Source organism: Schaedlerella sp. (genome assembly GCF_056796775.1).
In genome coordinates this window covers 1-17,452 of record NZ_JBQIKP010000042.1, presented here as the reverse complement: position 1 = coordinate 17,452, position 17,452 = coordinate 1, and the positions used below count along the sequence as shown (strand labels likewise).

21 protein-coding genes are annotated in these 17,452 nt (G+C 51.4%); 18 read left to right on the top strand and 3 right to left on the bottom strand.

The features are described from left to right. Positions 1-63: 63 nt before the first annotated feature. The 4 genes from ACTOY7_RS16475 to ACTOY7_RS16460 all read left to right on the top strand — a co-directional run bounded on the left by ACTOY7_RS16475 (position 64) and on the right by ACTOY7_RS16460 (position 2,687). Positions 64-597 (top strand): RNA polymerase sigma factor, encoded by a 534-nt coding sequence (locus ACTOY7_RS16475; protein WP_300824794.1) that lies wholly within the window; start codon positions 64-66, stop codon positions 595-597. Between the two features lie 2 nt (positions 598-599). Continuing rightward, the gene (locus tag ACTOY7_RS16470; RefSeq protein ID WP_482671061.1) at positions 600-1,391 is read left to right on the top strand and encodes a zf-HC2 domain-containing protein; all 792 of its coding nucleotides are present in this window, start codon (positions 600-602) and stop codon (positions 1,389-1,391) included. A 35-nt stretch (positions 1,392-1,426) separates the two neighbouring features. Beyond that, entirely contained in the window at positions 1,427-1,885 is a 459-nt protein-coding gene (locus ACTOY7_RS16465) for a MotA/TolQ/ExbB proton channel family protein (protein WP_300886257.1), read from the top strand. A gap of 142 nt (positions 1,886-2,027) precedes the next feature. Further along, positions 2,028-2,687, top strand: a complete 660-nt coding sequence (locus ACTOY7_RS16460) for a Crp/Fnr family transcriptional regulator (RefSeq protein WP_482671062.1) — start codon at positions 2,028-2,030, stop codon at positions 2,685-2,687. A 65-nt stretch (positions 2,688-2,752) separates the two neighbouring features. Here the strand turns inward: ACTOY7_RS16460 and ACTOY7_RS16455 are convergent, their stop codons facing one another. After that, on the bottom strand, positions 2,753-4,444 hold the full coding sequence (locus ACTOY7_RS16455; RefSeq protein ID WP_482671063.1) for an FAD-dependent oxidoreductase: 1,692 nt from the start codon (positions 4,442-4,444) through the stop codon (positions 2,753-2,755). A 1-nt stretch (position 4,445) separates the two neighbouring features. After that, positions 4,446-4,766, bottom strand: a complete 321-nt coding sequence (locus ACTOY7_RS16450; RefSeq protein WP_482671064.1) for a rhodanese-like domain-containing protein — start codon at positions 4,764-4,766, stop codon at positions 4,446-4,448. 325 nt (positions 4,767-5,091) lie between these two features. Here ACTOY7_RS16450 and ACTOY7_RS16445 point away from each other — a divergent pair, with 325 nt between their 5' ends. The 14 genes from ACTOY7_RS16445 to rsfS all read left to right on the top strand — a co-directional run bounded on the left by ACTOY7_RS16445 (position 5,092) and on the right by rsfS (position 16,459). Next, positions 5,092-6,957, top strand: a complete 1,866-nt coding sequence (locus tag ACTOY7_RS16445) for a TIGR03960 family B12-binding radical SAM protein (RefSeq protein WP_482671065.1) — start codon at positions 5,092-5,094, stop codon at positions 6,955-6,957. After that, on the top strand, positions 6,941-7,663 hold the full coding sequence (locus ACTOY7_RS16440; RefSeq protein WP_394684150.1) for a TIGR03936 family radical SAM-associated protein: 723 nt from the start codon (positions 6,941-6,943) through the stop codon (positions 7,661-7,663). The genes ACTOY7_RS16445 and ACTOY7_RS16440 overlap by 17 nt, the downstream gene beginning before the upstream one ends. Further along, positions 7,660-8,856, top strand: a complete 1,197-nt coding sequence (locus ACTOY7_RS16435; protein ID WP_482671066.1) for a ribonuclease E/G — start codon at positions 7,660-7,662, stop codon at positions 8,854-8,856. Before ACTOY7_RS16440 ends, ACTOY7_RS16435 begins: the two co-directional genes overlap by 4 nt. Further along, on the top strand, positions 8,856-9,359 hold the full coding sequence (gene ybaK / locus ACTOY7_RS16430; protein ID WP_160281119.1) for a Cys-tRNA(Pro) deacylase: 504 nt from the start codon (positions 8,856-8,858) through the stop codon (positions 9,357-9,359). Before ACTOY7_RS16435 ends, ybaK begins: the two co-directional genes overlap by 1 nt. Positions 9,360-9,609: 250 nt before the next feature. After that, positions 9,610-10,929 (top strand): aspartate kinase, encoded by a 1,320-nt coding sequence (locus ACTOY7_RS16425; RefSeq protein ID WP_300884076.1) that lies wholly within the window; start codon positions 9,610-9,612, stop codon positions 10,927-10,929. Positions 10,930-11,107: 178 nt separating this feature from the next. Then, on the top strand, positions 11,108-11,893 hold the full coding sequence (locus ACTOY7_RS16420) for an amidohydrolase family protein (RefSeq protein WP_160281165.1): 786 nt from the start codon (positions 11,108-11,110) through the stop codon (positions 11,891-11,893). 181 nt (positions 11,894-12,074) lie between these two features. Then, positions 12,075-12,383, top strand: coding sequence for a 50S ribosomal protein L21 (gene rplU / locus ACTOY7_RS16415; protein WP_016294032.1), 309 nt, complete (start codon positions 12,075-12,077; stop codon positions 12,381-12,383). Between the two features lie 6 nt (positions 12,384-12,389). Continuing rightward, on the top strand, positions 12,390-12,722 hold the full coding sequence (locus ACTOY7_RS16410) for a ribosomal-processing cysteine protease Prp (protein WP_160281117.1): 333 nt from the start codon (positions 12,390-12,392) through the stop codon (positions 12,720-12,722). 5 nt (positions 12,723-12,727) lie between these two features. After that, entirely contained in the window at positions 12,728-13,012 is a 285-nt protein-coding gene (gene rpmA / locus ACTOY7_RS16405) for a 50S ribosomal protein L27 (RefSeq protein ID WP_016294034.1), read from the top strand. 82 nt (positions 13,013-13,094) lie between these two features. Then, positions 13,095-14,384: a GTPase ObgE gene (gene obgE, locus ACTOY7_RS16400; RefSeq protein WP_300884071.1), complete on the top strand. Its 1,290-nt coding sequence runs from the start codon at positions 13,095-13,097 to the stop codon at positions 14,382-14,384. Positions 14,385-14,474: 90 nt separating this feature from the next. Continuing rightward, positions 14,475-14,786, top strand: a complete 312-nt coding sequence (yhbY, locus tag ACTOY7_RS16395; protein WP_160281115.1) for a ribosome assembly RNA-binding protein YhbY — start codon at positions 14,475-14,477, stop codon at positions 14,784-14,786. Between the two features lie 8 nt (positions 14,787-14,794). Further along, on the top strand, positions 14,795-15,415 hold the full coding sequence (nadD, locus tag ACTOY7_RS16390) for a nicotinate-nucleotide adenylyltransferase (protein ID WP_482671067.1): 621 nt from the start codon (positions 14,795-14,797) through the stop codon (positions 15,413-15,415). A gap of 30 nt (positions 15,416-15,445) precedes the next feature. Beyond that, entirely contained in the window at positions 15,446-16,009 is a 564-nt protein-coding gene (gene yqeK, locus ACTOY7_RS16385; RefSeq protein WP_160281113.1) for a bis(5'-nucleosyl)-tetraphosphatase (symmetrical) YqeK, read from the top strand. A 90-nt stretch (positions 16,010-16,099) separates the two neighbouring features. After that, positions 16,100-16,459, top strand: a complete 360-nt coding sequence (rsfS, locus tag ACTOY7_RS16380; protein WP_160281112.1) for a ribosome silencing factor — start codon at positions 16,100-16,102, stop codon at positions 16,457-16,459. A 72-nt stretch (positions 16,460-16,531) separates the two neighbouring features. Here the strand turns inward: rsfS and lexA are convergent, their stop codons facing one another. Further along, positions 16,532-17,149, bottom strand: a complete 618-nt coding sequence (gene lexA / locus ACTOY7_RS16375) for a transcriptional repressor LexA (protein ID WP_160281111.1) — start codon at positions 17,147-17,149, stop codon at positions 16,532-16,534. Positions 17,150-17,452 lie beyond the last annotated feature (303 nt).

Sequence of the window (17,452 nt, the reverse complement as noted above, 5' to 3'; positions counted from 1 at the left end):
ATACCTTATCGGACGAAGCCCGCCCGTCCCGCAGGGACATGAATTACGGGATGCCCCTTGGGTATGATCGGATGGATCGGCCGGACATCTGCAGACGCAATGGAGGAGGTGAGTGCCCTGAAAGAGATTGAAAAAGCTTATACACAGCATGCGAAGGATGTATATCGGTATCTGCTGAGCCTCACCCACGACGAGGATCTCTCGGAGGAACTGACCCAGGAGACCTTTTTCCGGGCCATGCGGACCATGGATCGTTATGACGGAAGCTGTAAGCTGTCGGTATGGCTCTGTCAGATCGCCAAGCATCTCTGGTATCAATGGCTTGATAAGCGCTCCCGCTGGAACCAGACGGAGCTTACGGAGAATGTGCCGAGTCAGGAATCACCGGAAAAGTCGACCCTGCTCTACATGGAAAAGACTGCGCTGTACCAGGCCATCCATGCGCTTCCGGATCCGATGCGCGAGCTGGTCTACCTGCGCCTGACCGGAGAGTTCTCCTTTGCGGAGATCGGAAGGATCCTAGGAAAAAGTGAAAACTGGGCGCGCACCACATTTTACAGGGCCAAACAAAAAATCATGGAAAAAATGGAGGTGTAGAAATGAAGTGCTGCATTGTGAAAGACCTGCTGCCGGGCTATATTGACGGTCTGACCAGCGAGGAGACCAATGAAGAAATGAAAATGCATCTGGAAAACTGTAACTCCTGCAACACCATTTACAGGCAGATGGCAGAAGAGCTTCCGATCGAGATACCGCCGGAGAAAACGGAGATTGATTTCCTGAAAAAATTAAAAGCAAGTATGCACCGGAAGTATGTGATCGTCGCCCTTTCCACCTGTGTCATACTGATCGGAACCACCGTATTTCTGAAACGCTATGAAATCCCGGTTTCTTACGCCCCGGATTGTATGACTACGGAATTGTACAAGATCGCGTATGTCCCGAACAGCCGAGGGCTTAGAGAGTGGGTGTATGTGGGGCCGGCAGACGCGGCGGGATCAGAAGACACTGATGACTGTCAGACCATGGAACAGGTCCGATTTGTCCTGAACCTGTCGAAGGAACAGCAAAGAGTACTAAAGATCAATGATTTCACATCCAATGGCCGGACCATCCGGCGGAACGGAAAGACGGTAAGAGTGGTCTACTATTGCTATACGAGGACACTGTGGAACAGCCTGCTCGAAGACAGCTTTATCGGCAGTACCGTCCGTGAAGGAGAGGTATTTGAAGAGAATTTTTACCGGAATCCCAATGCGGATTACCAGCCGTTGGAACGGGAGATCTACTATCTGCCGATGGGAAATATGGACCGGCTTGACCGGCTTTCAGATGAAGAGTTTGACGCGAAGAGGGAAGAGGCCGAGTTGGTATGGAGCGGTGTGATCTGACGAATTTATATCTTTAAGGAAGGAGAGAGTTGATTATGTTTTATGCGATTTATTTAGTGGGAGTTGTTATCTGGATTCTGATGAATATTGGAGGCGGCTTTGGAAATCTGGTCAATTTTATGGACAGCGCTACCGCGATGTTTATTCTGATTCCATGTATACTGATTCTGTTCTGCACCAAATCTTTGAGCGCCTTCGGCAGGGCCTTCCTGTTTGCCTTTGGGAAAAAAGGAGGTTCCGTTGCCGAGTATAAGGAGAGCCTTCTGGCGGTCAAAATGATCATGCAGATCTCAGGTCTGTTCGGAAGCCTTGGCTTTTTGATCGGGATGTTTGTCAGCCTTCGCTCGCTGGAGGATTTTTCTTCCGCCGAATCACTGGGGTGGATCCTTCTGGATCTGCCGGTGGCTATGATATCGCTGTTTTATCTGCTGCTGGTCTGGATCCTCCTGCTGCCGATCGGTTTCCTGTTGAAAAAGCATGTAGAAAAACAATAAGAGAAAAGCAATAGGGGAAAAAATAGAGGAAAAACACGTGGAAAAGCAAATCGGGTTTTCTGGCTGTAGAAAAAAATCTCATCGTATGGTAGAATGGAATTCGAAAGCATTCTAAACTGTGGAAAGGGTGAGAATGGATTCTATGGAATTTGAAACTTATTTTCCAATCTGGAATAAACTGACAGCGATCCAGAAGCAGAAGATCTCCGGGAGCGCGGTGGAACGTACTGTAAAAAAAGGAACCATGCTCCATAACGGCAGCATGGACTGCACGGGCCTACTGATCGTACGGCGTGGGCAGCTTCGGGCCTATATCCTCTCGGACGCGGGGCGGGAGATCTCCCTTTACCGTCTGTTTGATCTGGATATCTGCCTGTTTTCCGCTTCCTGTATCATGCATTCGATCCAGTTCGAGGTCACCATCGAAGCGGAAAAGGAAACGGATCTGATCGTCATTCCGGCCGAGGTCTACAAAGGAATCCTTGAAGAATCAGCGCCTGCGGCGAATTTTACGAATGAGATCATGGCATCCCGCTTTTCGGAGGTTATGTGGCTTTTGGAGCAGATCTTATGGAAAAGCTTTGACAAGCGCCTTGCCGGATTTCTTCTGGAGGAGGCTGCGCTGGAAGGAACGGATTCCCTGAAGATCACCCATGAGATCATCGGCAGCCACCTGGGCAATCCCCGGGAAGTCGTCACCCGGATGCTCCGTTATTTTCAGAGAGAGGGGATGATACGGCTGTCCCGGGGGACCGTGGAGATCACCGATCCGGAAAAGCTGCGCAGGATCAGCAATGGATAGATGAAAATGTCCTGTATGGCCAGTACTGTCAATGCACAGGCCATACAACGCCGGACTGCAGTTGGTCAGCGCTCCATGCCGCAGGGAGCGGCAGTCTCCGCCATGCGGCGGTCCTGCATCACGGAAGCGTAGAACCGGTAGCCGCCGGAGAGATTTCTGCAATCATAACCGTTTCCGGACAGGATCCGGCAGGCAATGTAGCTGCGCAGTCCGCTCTGGCATATCACATAGACTGTTTTTTCCTTTTCGATCTCTCCCAGACGTTCCCGAAGCTCATCCACCGGGATATTTACAAATCCCTCAATATGTCCGTTTTGGAATTCTCCCGGGGTACGGGCATCCAGCAGAGTGATGCTTCCGTCACGTGGCAGATCTGCCACGTCCTCCGGATGGAACTGCTTTACCACTCCTTTTTCGATATTCTCGATCATAAATCCCGCCATATTGACCGGATCCTTGGCTGAGGAATAGGGCGGCGCATAGGCCAGGTCAAGCTCCTGGAGTTCCGTCGCTTTTATCCTGGCATGGATGGCCGCTGCCAATACGTCGACGCGTTTGTCCACACCCTCGCTGCCCACAATCTGGGCGCCCAGCAGGCGATAAGTTTTCTTTTCAAACAGGACCTTCATGGTCATCAATCTGCCTCCGGGATAATAGCCAGCATGGCTCATAGGAGATAGGATCACCTTGTCGGTCTCAATCCCTGCTGCCTTGGCATTCCTTTCGTTCAGACCGGTGACGGCGGCTGTCAGATCAAATACCTTGATGACCGAGCTTCCCTGAGACCCGGGATACCGGCTGTCTCCGCCGCAGATATTGTCCGCGGCAATGCGCCCCTGTTTATTTGCGGGACCGGCCAGTGAGATCAGGGCATCCTGCCCGGATACGGCGTGTTTGACCTGTACGGCATCCCCGACGGCATAAATATCGGGCATGGAAGTCTCCATCCGGTCATTGACCAGGATACTGCCTTTGATCCCAAGCTCCAATCCGGCTTCCCGCGCAAGAGCAGTATCCGGGGTCACGCCGATGGCCAGAACCACCATGTCGGCATGGAGAGGAGCCTCATCCTTCAAAAGGATCTCGATGCCCCCGTCTTTTTCCTCAAAGCCCTCCACCGTATGCCCCAGCGCCAGTCTGACCCCGTGTCTGCGCATTTCACTGTGGATGAAGGAGGCCATATCTGCGTCAAAGGGATTCATGAGCTGCTTCGGCCGCTGAACGATCGTCACCTCCATGCCCAGTTCACGCAGATTCTCCGCCAGTTCCAGTCCGATAAAGCCGCCGCCTGCCAGGACAGCGGACTTTGGATGATTTTGATGAATGAACTCTTTGATGCGGAAGGTATCCTCCACAGTCCGCAGCGTAAACATTTTTTCCAGGCCGATGCCGGGAAGCCTTGGCTGAGTGGGCTTAGCCCCCGGAGAGAGGAGCAGCTTGTCATAGGGTTCCTCAAAGACTTCTCCGCTTTCCAGATTCCGAACGGAAACATATTTTCGTTCCGGATGGACCGCGATCACCTCATGATGTACCTTCATTGTGATCCGGAAGCGGGAAAAGAAGCTTTCCGGGGTCTGGAGCGTCAGCTCCTCCGGATCCTCAATGACTCCGCCGATATAATAGGGCAGGCCGCAGTTTGCGTAGGAAATATATCCGGAGCGTTCGAATACAAGGATCTCTGCCTGTTCATCCAGCCTGCGGATTCTGGCTGCCGCGGTGGCGCCGCCTGCCACACCGCCTACGATTACAATTTTCATATTACGATTCCACCTTTCCAGAGTAGGAAGCCATGCCTCCGATATTTTTTACATTCTGATATCCCATTTTCATAAGCCTGCTGACTGCCTGACTGCTCCTGCTGCCGGAATAGCAGTAGACAAAGAGGGGAGTGCTTTTATCCTTGATGACACCCGCAGCCTGATCAATAGACTGCAGTGGAAGATTCCTGCTGCCCGGGACATGCCCCTCCCGGTATTCCTGCGGAGTCCGTACATCAAGCAAAACGGCATTGGAAGCCGCACTGTAATCCCGAATTCCCTGATTGATATCCGGCTGCCGTAAAAAGTCAAATAAACCCATGATTCATACACCTCCTGGTTGATTGATGCATTTAGTATAGCACATCAGACGGGAAATGAATGTGATGATGTCACAGAAAAGGAAAGCAGCAGGGATGGATTGGAAGATTTTCATTGAATCCATGTATGGAATTTGCGCTGAAATGCGTCCAAAGGGCAGGAAATTGAAATCATTCCGATAGATAAAGGATATTTGCTTGAAGTTCTCTCTCAAAATGTATATAATATTGACAATTGAGTTCCAATCCTGGCTGTTTGAAAGCACGACCATCAAAAAACAGACAGGAGAACATTGTCAAATCCATACAAAACCCGAAAGGAATCCTATGAGAAAACTAGCCTTACCTGATGAAATATTACTAAAAATCGAAAAGCCCGCCCGCTACATCGGCGGGGAAGTCAACAGTGTGACAAAGGACCCTGATAAGGTGGACATCCGCTTCGCCATGTGTTTTCCCGACGTCTATGAGATCGGCATGTCTCACTTAGGAATCCAGATCCTCTACGACATGTTTAACCGCCGGGAGGACGTCTGGTGCGAGCGGGTCTATTCCCCCTGGGTGGATCTGCATAAGATCATGAAGGAGCAGCAGATCCCCTTATTCGCGCTGGAATCCCAGGAGCCGGTCCGTAAGTTTGACTTCCTGGGCATCACCCTCCAATATGAGATGTGCTATACCAATGTGCTGCAGATCCTGGACTTAAGCCAGATCCCCCTGCACAGTGCGGACCGCACCTGGGAGGAACCCATCGTCATCGGCGGAGGCCCCTGTGCCTATAATCCGGAGCCACTGGCGGATTTCTTCGATCTGTTTTACATCGGGGAGGGGGAGACAGTCTACGATCAGCTGATGGACACCTACAGGCGCTGCCGGCAGGAGGGCAAAAGCCGCCTGGAATTTCTGGAATACGCGGCCGGGATCGAAGGGATCTACGTTCCCCGGCTCTATGAACCGTCTTATCATGAGGACGGCACCCTGGCGGATTTTCATCCCGTCAGCCTTCATGCCCCCGCAAAGGTAAAGAAGCAGGCCGTCATGGAGATGAATGAGGTGGTGTACCCCATGAGCCCGGTGGTTCCTTTTATCAAGGCAACCCAGGACCGGGTAGTCTTAGAGATCATGCGTGGATGCATCCGGGGATGCCGGTTCTGCCAGGCCGGGATGATCTACCGGCCCACCCGGGAGCGGAGTGTGGATACCCTGAAGCAATATGCAAAGGCCATGCTGGACAACACCGGGCATGAGGAAATCTGCCTCAGCTCTTTAAGCTCCAGCGACTATTCGGGGCTGCAGGAGCTGGTGACCTTCCTGATTGAGGAATATCAGGGAAAGGGGATCAACATTTCCCTGCCGTCCCTGCGGATTGATGCCTTTTCCCTGGACGCCATGCAGAAGGTCCAGGATATCCGCAAGAGCAGTCTCACCTTTGCGCCCGAAGCCGGCTCCCAGCGGATGCGCAACGTGATCAATAAGGGGCTCACGGAGGAGGACATCCTGGACGGCGCCGGACAGGCCTTTGCCGGTGGGTGGGCCAAGGTGAAGCTGTACTTCATGCTGGGACTTCCCACGGAGACGGAAGAGGATATGGCGGAAATCGCTGTCCTGGCGGACAAGGTGGCGCGGAAGTACTATGAGCTCCCCAAGGAGCAGCGCCGCGGGAAATGCCAGATCACGACCAGTACCTCCTTCTTTGTTCCGAAGCCCTTCACACCCTTCCAGTGGGCACCCATGTGCCCGGCGGTGGAATATGTACGGCGGGCATCCATCGTGAAGCACGCGTTTGCAGAACAACTCAACCGGAAGAGCTTGAAGTACAACTGGCACGATGCCGAGGTGACCATCTTAGAAGGCATATTTGCCCGGGGCGACCGGAGAGTGGGAAAGGTTCTGGAGGAAGCATACCGTCTGGGCTGCCTGTTTGACTCCTGGACCGAGACCTTCCACAATGAGCCTTGGATGCAGGCATTTGAAAATACAGGCGTAGATCCGGACTTTTACACCCTGCGGAGCCGGGGCGAAGACGAATTGTTCCCCTGGGATTTTATTGACATCGGGGTAAGCAGGCAATTTCTGCGCGGGGAATGGGAGCTTGCCATGAAAGAAACGGTGACGAAAAACTGCAGGCAGCAGTGTTCCGGCTGCGGCGCGGCGGCCTTTGGAGGAGGGGTGTGCTATGAAGGTCAGAATTAAGTTTAAAAAAGACGGGAGCCTGCGCTTTATCGGCCATCTGGATGTGATGCGCTTTTTCCAGAAGGTGATGCGCAGGGCGCAGATTCCCATTGCCTTTACGGCCGGGTACAACCCTCATATGATCATGTCCTTCGCAAGCCCCCTGGGGATCGGACTGACCAGCGAGGGAGAATATTTTGACATGGAGCTGGCCGGGCACATTTCAAGCGCGGAAGCGGTCCGAAGGATGAATGCCGTAACAGCCGAGGGTATTGAGGTGATCAGCTTCCGGCAGATCTCGGAGGAAAAGAAAATGACCGGAATGGCCATCGCCTCGGCGGCTGATTATCTGGTGGGCTGCAAATGCCGCGAGAATGGGGCCACTTTCACGCAGAAGATGATCACCGGCTTTTTAGGGCAGCAGGAAATTGTTGTCACGAAGCAGACGAAACGGAGCGAGCAGGAGGCCGACATCCGTCCGCTGATCTACCAGATGGAGCTTACAAAAGAGGGTATTTATCTCCAGCTTGCCGCGGGGAGCGCGCAGAATTTGAAGCCGGAGCTTGTGATGTCCGCGCTGTGCAGATTTGCCGGGATCGACGAAGCGTCCATGGCATGGACCCGGCGCCGGTTGGAGATGTACGCGGATCTGGCATCGGAGGCGGAGAGAGCAAAGGGAATACGGAAGCTTGTGACTTTGGAAGCATTGGGGAAGGATATCGAATGACCAGGAAAATTCTGATTATCAAAGAAGAGGAATCTGTCTGCACATATTTTATCGAGGACGGGGAGATCGTGGAGATCCATCCGGGCTCCCGGCAGGATCCGGACGGGCAGCAGGCCGCGCTGGGCAATATGTATATCGGAAAGGTCCAGAATATTGTGGCAAATATCGGGGCCGCCTTTATCGATATCGGCGGCATCAGCTGTTACTATGACATCAGCCAGGTCCCTCATGCCATTTTTACAAATAAAATGGGAAAAAAGCCGCTGTGCATTGGGGATGAACTTCTCGTGCAGGTGAGCCGGGAAGCCGTAAAGACAAAGGCTCCCACCGTCAGCAGCAATCTCAGCCTGACCGGGCGTTATACAGTGCTCACCTCCGGCAATACCCGGATCGGCGTGTCGGCAAAGCTGCCCAGGGCTCTGCGGGACGACTATAAGGAGCGGCTGCAGGACTGGAAAAATGAAGAATACGGGGTGATCGTGCGGACCAATGCCAGGGATGTGCCCCCGGAAACCGTGCTTGCGGAGCTTTCCCAGCTCAAGAACCGGTTCCGGGAGTTAAAGCAGACGGCAGGCTCACGGACCTGCTTTTCCTGCCTGTATACCGCGGCCAGGCCCTATCTTACGGATCTGAAAAATGTATATGCAAGCGGGCTGTCCGAAATCCTCGTGGAAGATCAGGCCCTTTATGAGGAGATCCTGGAGTATTCCCGCAGGGAACAGCCGGAATTTGTTGACAAACTCCGGCTCTATGAGGATCCACTGCTGCCCCTCGGAAAGCTGTACAGCACCCAGACCATCCTGGAGCAGGCGCTGAGAGAACGGGTCTGGTTAAAGCACGGCGGCTATCTGATCATACAGCCCACGGAGGCGCTGACAGTGGTGGATGTGAACTCGGGAAAATGTGTCTCCAAAAAGAGCCGCCCGGACGCTTTTCTGCAGATGAACCTGGAAGCGGCCCAGGAGATCGCCAAGCAGATTCGGCTCCGGAATCTGTCGGGGATCATTGTGGTGGATTTTATCAACATGGAAAAAGCAGAGGATATGCAGCTTCTGCTGCGGGAATTCCGTAAATTTCTTTCCCGGGATCCGATACAGACCACGCTGATTGATGTGACCGCTCTGCAGCTTGTGGAGGTGACCCGGAAGAAACTTCGCAAGCCGCTGCATGAATGCTGGAAGGGGAGAGAGTGATGAGCAAAAAAGAATTTAAGACCAATGCCATGCGCATGCTGGATAAGCTGAAGATCCCTTATGAATCTCTGACCTATGAATGCGATGAGTTTGTCAGCGGCGTTTCCACCGCGGATCTGACCGGCCTGCCCCACGAGCTGGTATATAAAACGCTGGTGACCACGGGAAAGACCGGGGAGCATTATGTATTTGTCATTCCCATTGAGGGAGAGCTGGATCTGAAAAAGGCGGCAAAGGCGGTGGGAGAGAAGTCTGTGGAAATGCTTCCGGTGAAGGAGATCACGAATGTAACCGGATATGTGCGGGGCGGATGTACAGCCATCGGGATGAAGAAGAGGTTTCCCGCCGTTCTGGATGCAAGCGCGCAGGGATTCGACCAGATCTATGTCAGCGGCGGAAAGATCGGCATGCAGCTAAAGCTCAGGCCGGAGGATCTAAAACGCGCAGCCGGCGCGGAGTACGCGGATGTGCTCCTGAACGGGAGCCGGGAAGCCCATACATGATTTCCTGTATACTTTACGAATAATTATGTGCAAATTTTGATTTACAAGTTTTTCAGAAAGCGTTATAATATGATTCGACTGTCAGTTGGAAGGAATACAAAAAGAGTGCCGGGAGCAGAAGATCTGCTGCTATGGATCATTCCTGAAATAATTGCAGGTTCTGTACGGAACAATGTTAAGAGTTACGGACAGTTATTTTAGGAATGCTTCTTAGATCAGCCGGCAACAGGTACATGGAGGAAACAGGATAATGAAAAAAGTAGTAAAATTTGGGGGAAGCTCCCTGGCAAGCGCGGGGCAGTTTAAGAAGGCCGCAAGGATCGTCCGGGCGGATAAGACCAGGATCTACGTTGTACCGTCTGCGCCGGGAAAACGTTTTTCAAGCGATACCAAAGTAACGGATATGCTCTATGGCTGTTATGGCGCGGCCATCCGGGAAAAGGATTTTACGGAGCAGTTAGAGGCGATCAAAGCCAGGTATCAGGAGATTATTGACGGATTGAAGCTTTCCATGTCTCTGGAGGACGAATTTAAGACCATTCGGGAAAATTTCGGCAAAAAGATCGGCCGGGATTATGCCGCTTCGAGAGGAGAATACCTCAACGGAAAGATCATGGCCGCATATCTGGGGTTCGAATTTATTGATGCCGCGGAGGTGATCCGCTTTGATAAAGAGAAGGTATTTGATGATGAGACGACGAATACGCTTCTTGCCGAACGGCTGCGCAATTCTTCCGGAGCGGTGATTCCCGGATTTTACGGAGCCATGGAGGACGGCACCATCGTGACCTTTTCCAGAGGCGGTTCAGATATCACCGGTTCGCTGGTGGCTCTGGCCGTGCAGGCGGATCTGTATGAGAACTGGACCGATGTATCCGGCTTTCTGATTGCGGATCCCAGGATTGTCCAGAATCCCAAGGCTATTGAGACCATCACCTACAAGGAGCTGCGGGAGCTGGCCTATATGGGAGCCAGCGTGCTTCATGAGGATGCCATTTTCCCGGTGAGAAAGGCGGGCATTCCGATCAACATCCGCAACACGAACCAGCCCGAGGACAAGGGAACTCTGATCGTAGAGGGCACCTGCCGGCAGCCCAGGTACACCATCACGGGAATTGCGGGGACAGACAGCTTTGTTTCCATTACCATTGAAAAGTCCATGATGAATTCCGAGGTAGGATTCTGTCGCAAGGTGCTGCAGGTGTTTGAAGAAAACGAGATTTCTATTGAGCATATGCCGTCCGGGATTGATACCATGACCATCTTTGTCCATAAAGATATCTTTGAGGAAAAGGAGCAGCAGGTCATTGCAGGGATCCACAAGGCCGTACATCCGGATCACATCGAGCTGGAATCGGATCTGGCCCTGATCGCTGTGGTAGGCAGGGGTATGAAGGCCACCCGGGGAACTGCGGGAAGAATCTTCTCTTCACTGGCCCATGCGCATATCAATGTGAAGATGATCGACCAGGGCTCCAGTGAGCTGAACATCATTGTCGGCGTACGTCATGATGATTTCAAAAACGCGATCCGCGCCCTGTATGAGATTTTTGTTGAAACGCGGATCTGATGACGCGAAGTCAGGAACTCCTGTCAATGAAAAGGGGCTTTTTGACGGATTGTTACTTTTTAGATTTACGGTGCTTAATAACAGAGCATCCGATTTTGCAGACAGACAAATGTACTCTCAGGATTTCATCGGCTTTACAGGGAATCCGGGAGTACATCGCATTTTACGGGAGGAGAAGATGATTGATTTTCATACACATATGTTTCCGGAAAAGATCGCCCCGAAGACACTACATTTTTTAAGCGAACGGTGCAAAACCGTTCCCTTTACCGACGGAACACCTCAGGGGCTTGCCGCTTCCGCAGAGGAAGCCGGACTGGAGTGCTCTGTCGCCCTTCCGGTCGTGACCAATCCGGAGCAGTTCGACAGTATCAACCGTTTTGCGGAGCAGTACCGGGATGGGCGGATTTTGTCCTTCGGCGGCATCCATCCGGAAAACGAGGATTATAAGAAAAAGCTTCTGTATCTAAAGGACCATGGGTTCCCCGGGATCAAGCTTCATCCGGATTATCAGGATACGTTTTTCAACGATATCCGGTACAAGCGCATTATTTCCTTTGCCAGTGAGCTGGATATGATCGTCTCTGTGCATGCCGGTTTTGATCCGGGATACCCGGACCGTGTACACTGTACCCCCGCTATGGCCGCAGAGATGCTGGAAGAGGTTCAGCCGACCAGACTGGTCCTGGCCCATATGGGCGGATTTCTGCGGTGGGATGAGGTGGAGCAGGAGCTGGTGGGAAGGGATGTCTGGTTTGACACGGCGGTCGTATTCGGACAGATCCCGGACGAGCAGTTTCTGCGCATCTGCAGAAATCACGGCACGGACCGGATCCTGTTTGCCACAGACTCCCCATGGTCCGGTCAGAAGGAATCGGTAGAGTATTTCCGGAAGATGGATCTGACAGAGGCGGAAAAGACGCAGATTCTTGGGGAAAATGCAAAGAAGCTCTTGACTTTATAAAATCCCCATGGTATATTTTATGAGTATGCCGCACAGCGAGGTTTACAAAGTTCCGCAACCTGATTTTATGTGATATGTGATGTCCCTGACGGTCAGGTGTTCGGCAGATCAGACGAATATGATCTGCGATACGGGAATGCGGACACCGCAGCTGGCGAGTAATGATAATAGGAGGTGCCATATGTACGCGATCATAGCAACAGGTGGTAAACAGTACAAAGTATCCGAAGGCGATATCATTAAAGTAGAAAAGCTTGGTGTAGAAGCTGGAGAGACTTATACATTTGACCAGGTACTTGCGGTGAATAATGAGAGTCTCGTTGTTGGAAACCCTGTTGTAGACGGAGCGACCGTAACCGCATCCGTGCTGGGTGACGGCAAGGGTAAAAAGGTCATTGTCTACAAGTACAAGAGAAAAACAGGATACCACAAAAAGAACGGCCACAGACAGCAGTACACAGCAGTTAAGATTGAAAAGATCAACGCATAATCAAAGATGATCCGGATTACTATTTATATGAATGAACATCATGTGTATACAGGCTTTGACGTGAGCGGACATGCTGAGTTCTCAGATCCAGGAAAGGATGTCGTATGCGCGGCGGTTTCCATGCTGGTGATCAATACCATGAACGCATTGGAAGCATATACGGAGGATGAGACAAGCCATGTCAGCGACGAGGAAGAGGGAACCATTGAGTTCCGTTTCCGCAGACGGCCTTCCCATGATGCGGATCTGCTGGTCAATACCATGATTCTTGGTCTGGAGAGTCTGGAGGAGAACAGCGAATATGAACCATACATTGATATCATTTTCAAGGAGGTGTAATTATCATGATGAATCTGAACCTTCAGTTTTTTGCTCATAAAAAGGGAGTTGGTTCCACAAGGAACGGACGTGACTCCGAGTCAAAAAGATTAGGTGCCAAGAGGGCTGACGGACAATTCGTAAAGGCGGGCAACATCCTGTACAGACAGCGCGGAACGAAGATCCATCCGGGCATGAACGTAGGACGCGGCGGCGATGATACCTTGTTCGCACTGGTTGACGGTGTTGTACGTTTTGAGAGAAAGGGAAGAGATAAGAAGCAGGTTTCTATCTATCCGAAGGCAGAATAATTGTAGTCCCTACAAGGCAGGAAGTATTTCCTGCCTTTTTTATACCGTAGTATATTAGAGTTTTGGTGATAGGAGAGTATGTATGTTTGCGGACAGAGCAAAAATCATGATCCGGTCGGGAAAGGGCGGCAATGGACACTGCAGCTTCCGGCGGGAATTGTATGTAGCAAATGGAGGACCGGACGGCGGCGACGGCGGCGACGGCGGCGATCTGATCTTTGAAGTCGATGAAGGCCTGAATACGCTGGTGGATTACCGACATAAGAGGAAGTTTGCGGCAGGAGACGGGGAAGAAGGCGGCAAGCGCCGCTGCCATGGCAAGAACGGCAAGGACCTGGTGCTGAAAGTACCGGAAGGAACCGTCATCAAGGAAGCCAGGACACAGAAGGTCATTGCGGATATGTCCGGAGACAACCGGCGTCAGATCGTGCTCAAAGGCGGAAGGGGCGGGCTGGGGAACCAGCATTTCGCCACAGCCACCATGCAGGTTCCGAAATACGCCCAGCCCGGAAAGCCGGCCATGGAGCTGGAAGTGCTTCTGGAGCTGAAGGTCATTGCGGATGTGGGGCTGGTGGGCTTTCCGAATGTCGGGAAATCTACGCTTTTGTCCCGTGTGACCAATGCGGATCCTAAGATCGCCAATTATCATTTTACCACGCTGAACCCGAACCTGGGCGTGGTAGACCTGGAAAACGGAAAGGGCTTTGTCATGGCAGACATCCCTGGGCTCATCGAAGGGGCTTCGGAGGGCGTTGGACTGGGGCATGAATTTTTGCGTCACATTGAGCGGACGAAGTTGATGATCCATGTGGTGGACGCGGCCGGAACCGAAGGACGGGATCCGGTGGATGATATCTATAAGATCAATCAGGAGTTGGAAGCTTACAATCAGGAACTGGCAGGAAGGCCCCAGGTGATCGCGGCAAATAAAACGGATCTGATCTATTCCGGAGATGAGGATCCGGTAGATCGGCTTCGGGCGGAATTTGAACCCAGGGGAATCCGTGTATTCCCAATCTCCGGCGTTTCCGGGCAGGGAATCCATGAGCTGCTGTATTATGTGGCGGAGGAGCTGCAGAAGATGGATCAGAAGCCCGTCGTGTTTGAACAGGAATATTTTCCGGAGGACGAGCTGATCTACGAAGAGCTGCCTTACAGCGTGGAGCTTGTGGACGGAATGTATGTTGTGGAAGGACCGAAGATCGAGAAGATGCTTGGATATACCAACCTGGATGCAGAGAAGGGCTTTGTATTTTTCCAGCGTTTCCTGAAAAATACCGGAATCCTTGACGAACTGGAAGCGGCCGGTATCCAGGACGGCGATACCGTGAAGATGTACGGCCTGCAGTTTGAATACTTAAAGAGCGAGTAAGGAACTGTCGCGAAATAATATGTATAGATTGCGCAAGATATATATTATTTTGAGACAGTTCGTAACGATTAGAACAGGAGAAGGATAGATATGACAACAAAGCAGAGAGCCTATTTAAAAAGTCTTGCCATGACCATGGATCCTATCTTTCAGATCGGAAAATCCAGCATGACGCCGGGACTCACCCAGGCCATCGCAGAAGCATTGGATGCAAGGGAACTCATTAAGATCAGCGTGCTCCAGAACTGTGCGGACGACCCGCGGGAGCTTGCCGAACTGGTGGCGGAGCGTACCCGGTCCCAGGTCGTCCAGGTGATCGGGAAGAAGATCGTTTTATATAAGGAAGGCAAAGACGATAAAAAGAAGATCGTATGGCCGTCCTCATCATCCAAGAAGGCTTAGGTGGCGGAATGAAGATCGGTATCATGGGCGGGACATTTGACCCGATCCATATCGGACATCTGCTGTTGGGAGAATTTGCATATGAGGAATTCGGACTGGATGAGATCTGGTATCTGCCCAACGGCAATCCCCCACACAAGCAGCAGACGGAGGAAAAGGAGGCACTGCGGCACCGCGTGGAGATGATCCGGCTGTCCATCCGGGAGGTCCTATATTTTAAGCTCTGTCTGCATGAGGCAAAGGAAAACGAACATTCCTATACCTATCAGACCATGCGGGAGCTGAATGCGCTTTATCCGGAATATGAATTTTATTTCATTTTGGGGGCGGATTCTTTATTCGCGATCGAGACCTGGAAGCATTTCCGGGAGATCTTTCCCACCTGCACGATCCTGGCTGCCATGCGGGATGACAAGGACGCGGCGGATATGGAAAAACAGATTCAGTATCTGGAGAGTGCGTATGGAGCGAAAATCCGAATCCTGAGAGCTCCCCTGCTGGAGATTTCCTCGACTACGCTCCGGAAGCGGGTTTCCCAGGGGAAGAGCATTTATTATATGGTGACAGACGCGGCAGCAGAGTATATCAAAGAAAATCACTTGTATCAAAAAGCTTCTATCTGGCTGTGAATAGTAAACATCAAAAAGGGGATTTGGACCATGGCAGACTTGGAGAAAATTCGCGAGAAACTGAAAAATAAGCTGAAAAAAGAACGTTATCAGCATACACTCGGGGTCATGTATACAGCCGCGTCTCTTGCAATGCGGTATGATGAAAACCTGGAGGAAGCGCTGACAGCCGGACTTTTGCATGACTGCGGAAAGTACAGCTCCATTGAAAAGCAGCTCCGGCTGTGCCGGAAGCATGAGATCAGGCTGGAAAGGGCAGAAGTAGAAGTCCCTGCACTGATCCATGCCAGGCTCGGCGCATATCTGGCCGAAAATAAGTACGGGATCGACAATCCCAGGATTTTAGATGCGATTCGGTATCATACTACCGGACGGCCTCATATGTCGATGCTGGATAAGATCATCTATCTGGCGGATTATGTGGAACCCGGCCGGAAAATGATTCCGGGCCTGCCGGAGATCCGGAAGCTGTCTTTTACAGATATTGACCAGGCTGTCTGCAAGTGCGCTGCAGCCACGCTAAATTACCTGGAAAAATCAAAACGGCCCATAGATCCTCTGACCCGGATGACCTATGAGTATTATAAAGATTAGAGCAGCATATTGTTCATCCTACAGGAAACGGCAGACCTGCCGGCAGATTTTTATATTTTATTGACAAATTGTATAAAAGGAGGGAATGCAATGGAACATTCCAAGGAAATGGCCAAGATCGCTTATCGTGCATTAGAGGATAAGAAGGGCGAGAATATTAAGATCATAGACATTGAAGGCATATCCGTGCTTGCCGATTATTTTCTCATCGCAAGCGGCTCCAATGAAAGCCAGATCCGCGCTATGGTAGACAACGTGGAGGAGGAACTGGAAAAAGCAGGGTATTCCGTAAAGCAGAGAGAAGGATACGGAACCGGCAGATGGGTGTTGCTGGATTTTGGTGACATCATCGTACATGTCTTTGACCGGGAAAATCGTCTCTTCTATGACCTGGAGCGCATCTGGCGGGACGGAAAGACCATCGGGATCGAGACTCTGGAAAGTCGATAATAACAGGAGAAGTCTCCAACTGTACGGCCGCAATCCTCGAAAGGGACTTTAACCGTACAGTTGGATTCTTTTTTAATCAAAGAAGCGGAAGATCCCGATCACCTTGCCTAAGATGAGAGGGTTCTGAACAATGATCGGATCCATGTAGTCATTCTCCGGCTGCAGGCGGATATAACCGTCTTCCTTATAAAAGGTCTTGACCGTGGCGCTGTCTTCGATCAGAGCAACCACCATATCTCCGTCAGAAGCCGTATTCTGCTCCTGGACCAGGACATAATCGCCGCTCAGGATTCCGGCGTTCACCATGCTTTCCCCGTGTACGATGAGGAGATAGGTCTGCTTGTTGGGCAGCATTTCCATGGGTACCGGAAAATAGTTCTCAATATTCTGCTGGGCGAGAAGAGGCTCCCCGGCCGCAATATGACCGATGATCGGTACATTCACCACCTCACGGCGGGTCAGATTGAATGTATCGTCCAGGATCTCGATCGCGCGCGGCTTGGTCGGATCCCGGTGGATATAGCCGTTCTTTTCCAGGGTCTCAAGATGAGAGTGGACAGAAGAAGTGGACTTCAGATGCACGGCCTCGCAGATCTCCCGGACCGACGGCGGAAACCCGCGGCATAAAATCTGATCCTTTATGTATGATAAAATCTCTTCCTGCTTTTTAGTGATCTTTCCCTGTGACATAAAATATACCTCCTGGTAAATGGAATCAACGAATTTATAATCTGATATTATGATAGCATAGTCCCGCCGAAAAAGCAAACACTTGTTGCGAAAATATGTTCGGCTTTTTCGAGTCATACTTTTTATCGGTTACTATTCACAGTCATTTTACTCACATGCGCAAAAACAGTCGGCAAAGCCGTCTGCCGATGCTTCGCATCTTGGTTACTGGTCAGACCCTGACCAAAATTAAAAATGAGTATACCAAGCAGCTTCTCTCTGACACGGGGAAGCTACTTGGCATTATTCATTTTTTATCAGCAG